We start from the raw sequence: 7,354 nt of genomic DNA, 5'->3' as shown, positions 1-7,354 counted from the left end.
GGGCCGGTGCCGCCGGAGCGGGCCGTCGCCCGGCGGGCGGAGCTGGGCGAGGCCGCGGCGGTGGCGCTGAGTGCGGTGAGCGACGCCGAGGCGGTACGGGACTTCGTGGGCCCGGAGCACGCGGTGTTCGCCCGGCTGGCGCGCGAGGTCAAGGCCTGGGCCCGGTCCCGGGGTCTGGACTCGGCGCCCTTCGGCGGCCTGCCGGGACTCGCCTGGTCGGTGCTGGCCGCCCACACGGTCCGCTCCGCCCCCGACCTCTCCCCCGGGCCCCTGCTCCGCACCTTCTTCGCCACCTGGGCCGCCTGGGACTGGCGCACCCCGCTGTCCCTGGACCTGCCGCAGGCCGCGCCGGCCGCGCCGACAGCCCAGGGCGCAGCCGCGTACGCAGGAGCCGAGTGCGGAGGACCCGAGTCCGCAGCCACCTGCGCGGCCGGGGACCCGGTCACCGTGCTGACCCCCTCCGCCCCGATCCGTAGCTGCACCGGCCAAGTCACCTCAGGAATGGCCGAGTTGCTCACGCGGGAACTGTTCGCCACATGGGAGGCGCTGGAGGAGAGCCCCGCGGCACGGCTCGCCGACGCCGTCGCCGTCGCCACGCCCCCGCACCGCCGGCACGCCGCCTGGGCCGTGGTCACCGTGACGGGCTCCCGGTCCCGCGACTTCGAGGACAACCTGGGCCGCACCCGCGGCCGGCTGCGCGCCCTGCTCGGCGCCCTGACGGAGGCCGGGTGCGCGGACGCCCACGCCTGGCCCCGGCCCTTCGAGCGGACCCCGACCCTGGCCCGCTTCGCGATCGGGCTCGGCCACACGCCTCCGGACGCGAGCACCCTGGCGGCCCTGGCCGCACCCTGGTCGGCGACGCTCCCCGGCACCGAGGTGACCTGGGCGGACTGCGGCACCGTCCCCGACCTTCCCTGACGACAAGTAGCGAACGCAGGACGGCACCGGGCGGACCATGGGCGCCCACTCTCCGAACGCGGCGAGGACTCCCGACCAGAGCTCCGCCCCGCTGTAGCGGGCACGGCGGGACGGAGCGGTCAGAGCCTCAGTAGAGTTGTGCAAAGTTTTTTCGTCAATACTTTTCACAAGGATTGAAGAAACTCCAAGTTCACAGGCCTGATGCGTGTTTGACACGTCATTGGATCTTCAGTTCATGAACGCTCAAACCCTTGACGGCCCCGGCGCCGGGCAGTTCACTCACGCTTCGATCCCCCCGGATCCACAACGTCAGGAGTAGCCCCGCATGCCCCTCCTCTCCGCCCACCCTCCCCACCCGGCGCGCCGCGTCCCGCGACCGTCCCGGCTGACCGTGGCCTCCCTCGCGGCCGCCCTGGTCGCGGCCCTCCTCGCGCTCCTGCCGAGCACCGCGGCGACCGCCGCGCCCACGCTGCTCTCCCAGGGCAAGCCCGCCACCGCCTCCTCCTCCGAGGGCGCCGGCACCCCCGCCTCCGCGGCCGTGGACGGCAACAACGGGACCCGCTGGTCGAGCCAGTTCGCCGATCCGCAGTGGATACAGGTCGACCTCGGCGCGGCCGCCCAGCTGAGCCAGGTCGTCCTGCGCTGGGAGACCGCCGCCGCGAAGGCGTACCGCGTCGAGCTGTCCACGGACGGCGCGAACTGGTCCACGGCCTACTCCACGGCCACCGGCACGGGCGGCGTGCAGACCCACGACATCACCGGCACCGCCCGCTACGTCCGCGTGTACGGCACCCAGCGGACCACCGGATACGGGTACTCCCTCTGGGAGTTCCAGGTCTACGGCACCGGGGGCACCGGCCCGCAGCTGCCCGGCGGCGGCGACCTCGGCCCCAACGTGATCGTCTTCGACCCGTCCACGCCGAACATCCAGGCCAAGCTGGACGAGGTGTTCGCCCAGCAGGAGTCGGCGCAGTTCGGCTCCGGGCGCTACCAGTTCCTCTTCAAGCCGGGTACCTACAACGGGCTCAACGCCCAGATCGGCTTCTACACCTCGATCTCCGGCCTCGGGCTGAGCCCGGACGACACCACGATCAACGGCGACGTGACCGTGGACGCGGGCTGGTTCGGCGGCAACGCCACGCAGAACTTCTGGCGTTCGGCCGAGAACCTCGCGCTCAACCCGGTCAACGGAACCGACCGCTGGGCCGTCTCCCAGGCCGCGCCGTTCCGCCGGATGCACGTCAAGGGCGGCCTCAACCTCGCCCCGTCCGGCTACGGCTGGTCCTCCGGCGGCTTCATCGCCGACTCGAAGATCGACGGCCAGGTCGGCAACTACTCGCAGCAGCAGTGGTACACCCGTGACAGCTCCATCGGCGGCTGGTCCAACGGCGTCTGGAACCAGGTCTTCTCCGGCACCGTGGGCGCACCCGCGCAGAGCTTCCCGGAGCCGCGCTACACCACCCTCGACACCACCCCGGTCTCCCGCGAGAAGCCGTTCCTCTACCTGGACGGTTCCGAGTACAAGGTGTTCGTCCCCGCCAAGCGCACCAACGCCCGCGGCACTTCCTGGGGCAACGGAGCCCCGCAGGGCTCCTCGATCCCGCTGAGCCAGTTCTACGTGGTCAAGCCCGGCACCAGCGCCGCGACGATGAACCAGGCGCTGGCCCAGGGCCTGCACCTGCTCTTCACCCCGGGCGTCTACCACGTCAACCAGACCATCCAGGTCAACCGTGCGGACACGGTCGTCCTCGGCCTCGGCCTCGCCACCATCATCCCGGACAACGGGGTGACGGCGCTGAAGGTCGGCGACGTCGACGGGGTCAAGCTCGCCGGCTTCCTGGTCGACGCGGGCCAGGTCAACTCGCCCACCCTGCTGGAGGTCGGCCCGGCCGGCACCACCACGGACCACGCGGCGAACCCGACCACCGTCCAGGACGTGTTCATCCGCGTCGGCGGCGCGGGCGCGGGCAAGGCCACGGTCGGCATGGTGATCAACAACCATGACACGATCGTCGACCACACCTGGATCTGGCGCGCCGACCACGGCGACGGGGTGGGCTGGGAGACCAACCGCTCCGACTACGGGTTCCGCGTCAACGGTGACGACGTGCTGGCCACCGGCCTGTTCGTCGAGCACTTCAACAAGTACGACGTGGAGTGGAACGGCGAGCGCGGCCGCACGATCTTCTTCCAGAACGAGAAGGCGTACGACGCCCCCAACCAGGCCGCGATCCAGAACGGTTCGGTCAAGGGATACGCCGCCTACAAGGTCGCCGACTCGGTCAACACCCACGAGGGCTGGGGCCTGGGCAGCTACTGCTATTACAACGTCGACCCGACGATCCGTCAGGACCACGGCTTCCAGGTGCCGGTGAAGCCCGGCGTGAAGTTCCACGACATCCTCGTGGTCTCGCTCGGCGGCAACGGCCAGTACGAGCACGTCATCAACAACACGGGCGCGCCGACCTCGGGCACCTCGACCACCCCCTCCACCGTCGTCTCTTTCCCCTGATCACCCCCTGACGCCCGGTTCGCGGGGCGGCCACCGGCCGCCCCGCGTTTTCCGGGGCAAGTGAGAGAGCGCTCTCCCACCCGTGCGCCCTCCCCCTCCCCCCTCCAGAAGGAGCTGAACGATGCATCTCCGACCGCGGACCCTGTCCGCCCTCCTGGCCTCGGCGGCCATCGCCGTGACCGCGGCCGCCGGACTCGGCGCCACCACGCTCACCGCACAGGCCTCGCCCGACTCCGGCGCCGTCCACATGAACATGGACCACTCCGCCGTGGCGGCGGCCGCCGGGGGCGACGACCCCGACGGCGACGGCTACATCCCGGCCGTTCCGCAGGTCACCGGCGTGACCCCGTCCTGGAACAACCCGCCGGACCGCTACTTCCACGAGTTCCAGGCCAACTGCTCGGTCACCAAGACCGCGCCCGACGACCCGATCGTGTACGCGGGCCGGCCCGGCGCCTCGCACGACCACACCTTCATGGGCAACACCGGCACGGACGGCAACAGCACCACCGCCTCCCTGAGCGCCGGCAGTACGGCCTGCACCGCGCTCGGCGACCTGTCCGGCTACTGGATGCCGACGCTCCTCAACGGCAGCCAGAAGGTCCTGCCCACCGGCCCCCAGGTCATCTACTACAAGACCGGAGTCACCGACTACACGAGCGTGCGCCCCTTCCCCAAGGGACTGCGCTTCCTCGTCGGAAGCCCGACCCAGACCGCGGCGGAGTTCCGCGCGCACAAGGGCTGGGTCGAGGGCTGGGAGTGCGGTGACAGCTTCAAGAACACCGAGTTCCCGGCCAACTGCCCGGCCGGTTCCCAGCTCAACATCCGGATGCAGTCGCCCAGTTGCTGGAACGGCAAGAACCTCGACGTCCCGGACCACAAGGCGCACATGGCCTACCCGGTCACCAAGCCGGGCAGCAACGACAACGTCTGCCCCGCCTCCCACCCGGTCGCGGTCCCGATGGTCGAGTTCAAGATGGCCTTCCCGGTCAGCGGGGACATGTCCCAGGTCAGGCTGTCCAGCGGGTCCGGCCACTCCTTCCACTACGACTTCTTCAACGCCTGGGACGAGCGCACCCTGAAGGCCATGGTCGACCACTGCATCAAGGGTGGCCTGCAGTGCAACAACCGCGGCTACGACCAGTTCCACCCGGAGGCCGGCACCGTGCTCGGCCCCGACGGCCGTCTCCCGTAGGCGCCCGTAGGCACCCGCACACCCCGCGCGCCGCCCGGACCCGAACCGGGCGGCGCGCGGTCGTGCGCCCGCAGGCCCCCACCGGGGTCAGACCTCCAGGACGATCTTCCCGGCGGTGTGTCCCTCCCGGCTGAGGTCGAAGGCGGCCGCCAGTTCCGCGAGCGGGAAGGTCTCCGCGACGGTGACGGTGAGCTGCCCGGCGTCGGCCAGCCGGCCCAGCTCGGCGAGGTCGGCGCCGACGGGCCGTACCCACATCCACTGGCCGCCGGCGCCGAGCACGGTGTGGTCGGCGATGGAGGCGTGCCGGCCGCCTTCGGCCAGTACGGCCAGGGTGGTGTCGAGGACTCCCCCGACGAAGTCGGCGACGACGGTGACCCCGTCGGGCGCGAGGGCGCGGACCCGCTCCGCGAGGCCGTCGCCGTACTCGACGGGTTCGCAGCCCAGCTCGCGCAGCCGGTCGTGGTTGCGCGCGGAGGCGGTGCCGATGACGCGCGCCCCGAGCGCCCGGGCGATCTGCACGCCCAGGGAGCCGACGCCGCCCGCGGCCCCGTGCACCAGGACGGTGTCCTCCTTGCCGGTGTCCAGGCGCGTCAGCAACTGGTACGCGGTGAGGCCGGCCAGCGGCAGCCCCGCGGCCTGCTGCCAGGTCAGGGAGGCGGGCTTGGGCGCGAGGGCCCGTACGGGCACGGTGACGAACTCGGCGAAGGTGCCGCCGTGGACGTAGTCCTTGCGGGCGTAGGCGACGACCTCGTCGCCGGTGGTGAACTCGGGGGTGTCGATGCCCACGTACTCGACCGTCCCGGCCACGTCCCAGCCGGGGACGACGGGGTACACGACGTCCATCAGGCCGTCGAGACCGCCCGCCATGATCTTCCAGTCGACGGGGTTGACGGAGGCGCACCTGACCCGGACGAGGACCTCGCCGGGTCCGACCTTGGGTACCGGGATACGGGTCTCGGAGAGCACCTCCACTCCGCCGTACGTGTCGTACGTCATCGCCCGCATGGTGCCCTCTTGGTCCTCGGACATACCTCTCGCCTCTCCGTGAGCCGTTCACCTGCCCCCGCCCCCCATCCCACCACGAAGAGCCGCGCCCGCCCCGGGAGGAAGGCCGGGCGCGGCGCGGCGGAGCGGCTGCGGGGGTGGCGAGGGCTTGCGGCCCGGCCCCTTTCGACGGTTCGACGGAGCCGATTAATTCAGGGCGTGAAGTAAGTGGCGGTGATGGATCGCGCCCGGGGGTCCCGCACGGTATGTTGCGATCGATGTCAGGGGCGGAAGGAGTCACATGACGACGGGGCGCAGTGGACGTACGGTGCGGGACCTGCGAACGGGCAACCGCAGCGCCGTGCTGCAGCAGTTGTACTTCGGAGGCCCGCTGAGCCGGCAGGAACTGGGGCCCGCGACCGGGCTGAGCTCGGGATCCGTCAGCAACGTGGTCGGCGAACTCGTCGCGGACGGACTGCTGGAGGAGGCCGGCATCGTCGACTCGGACGGCGGCCGCCCGCGTACGCTGCTGCGCGTGGCGCCCGGCAGCGCGCACATGATCGGCATCGATGTCGGCGAAACCCGGGTCAGGGTCGAGCTGTTCGACCTCACCCTCACCGAACTGGCGCGCACCGAGCTCCCGTTGCAGCCGCGCGGCTGCTACGACGTCGGCCCGATCGTCGACCACATCCGGAGCGGGATCGCCACCGTCCTGGAGCGGGCCGAGGTCGGGCCGGACCGGCTCCTGGGGGTCGGCATCGGCGTACCCGGCATCGTCGACCGCGACGCGCCGGGCGGAACCGTCGTCCACGGGCAGACCATCGGCTGGGACGCCGTCCCGCTGGAGGCGCTGCTGCGCGCGACGGGAGCCGTGCCACCCGAGGTCCCGTACATCATCGACAACGGGGCGCGCACGCTCGGCCAGGCGGAGATGTGGTTCGGCGCGGGGCGCGGAGCCCGGGACGCGGTGGTCGTGCTCTTCGGCTCCGGCGTCGGAGCGAGCCTCATCACCGACGGCTCCCCGGACGGCCCCACCCCCGGGGGCGCACCCCTGGAGTGGGGCCACCTCACGGTGCAGGTCCGCGGGCGGCGCTGCCGCTGCGGGGCGCTGGGGTGCCTGGAGGCGTACACCGGGGCGGAGTCGCTCCTTGCGCGATGGGCCGAGCGGGGCGGCGGCGGGGACGCGGCCGCCGGGGACGCCGTCGGCGGGGATGCCGGCGTCGGGGATGCCGGCGTCGGGGATGCCGGCGTCGGGGACGAGGAGGACGCCCTGGCCGCACTGCTGGCGGCGGCCGGCGGCGGGGACAAGGTCGCACTGGACCTCCTCGGCGAGACCGCGGAGTACCTGGGCGCGGGCCTGTCGGACGTGATCAACCTCTTCCAGCCGGAGCGGATCCTGATCGGCGGCTGGGCGGGCCTGATGCTGGGCCCGCACATCCTCCCGGCGGTACGGGAACACGCGATGCGCTACTCGCTGCGCCATCCGGCCGCCCGGGTCACGATCGACATGGGCTCGCTGGGCCCGGACGCCGTCACGGTGGGCGCGGCCACCCTCCCGCTGGCGGCCTTCTTCGCCGCGGGCGGCCGGCGCACACCGCCGGAGCCCACGGCGGAGGCTCCGGGCTGGCAGACCTCGCTCCAGACCCGCGGCGGCGCGACGACGGCCGGGGGCTAGCGGGAGCGGGGCGGCTGATGCCGGACCGCTCGGCGCGGCTCCCCACCGCTACGCTGACGACCCACCCGGC

At 72.4% G+C, this 7,354-nt stretch carries 5 protein-coding genes; 4 read left to right on the top strand and 1 reads right to left on the bottom strand.

Annotation, left to right across the window (positions count from 1 at the left end; genetic code table 11):
* From OG898_RS28010 to OG898_RS28000, 3 genes are all read left to right on the top strand, one after another.
* On the top strand, nt 1-918 hold a 918-nt coding region (locus OG898_RS28010), incomplete at its 5' end, for a poly(A) polymerase (protein ID WP_323184893.1).
* 325 nt (nt 919-1,243) lie between these two features.
* Nucleotides 1,244-3,430, top strand: a complete 2,187-nt coding sequence (locus OG898_RS28005) for a discoidin domain-containing protein (RefSeq protein ID WP_266959995.1) — start codon at nt 1,244-1,246, stop codon at nt 3,428-3,430.
* 121 nt (nt 3,431-3,551) lie between these two features.
* A complete protein-coding gene (locus tag OG898_RS28000; RefSeq protein WP_266959993.1) occupies nt 3,552-4,625 on the top strand; it encodes a DUF1996 domain-containing protein in 1,074 nt (357 codons plus the stop codon).
* Between the two features lie 87 nt (nt 4,626-4,712).
* Here the strand turns inward: OG898_RS28000 and OG898_RS27995 are convergent, their stop codons facing one another.
* Nucleotides 4,713-5,630: an NADP-dependent oxidoreductase gene (locus OG898_RS27995; protein WP_250739409.1), complete on the bottom strand. Its 918-nt coding sequence runs from the start codon at nt 5,628-5,630 to the stop codon at nt 4,713-4,715.
* A 280-nt stretch (nt 5,631-5,910) separates the two neighbouring features.
* Here OG898_RS27995 and OG898_RS27990 point away from each other — a divergent pair, with 280 nt between their 5' ends.
* On the top strand, nt 5,911-7,284 hold the full coding sequence (locus tag OG898_RS27990; protein ID WP_266959991.1) for an ROK family transcriptional regulator: 1,374 nt from the start codon (nt 5,911-5,913) through the stop codon (nt 7,282-7,284).
* The last annotated feature ends 70 nt before the right edge of the window (nt 7,285-7,354 follow it).

Source organism: Streptomyces sp. NBC_00193 (genome assembly GCF_026342735.1).
GTDB classification, from domain to species: Bacteria; Actinomycetota; Actinomycetes; order Streptomycetales; family Streptomycetaceae; genus Streptomyces; species Streptomyces stoeckheimensis.
Note: the sequence above shows the minus strand (reverse complement) of the source record. Positions and strands in the feature narration are given on the sequence as shown.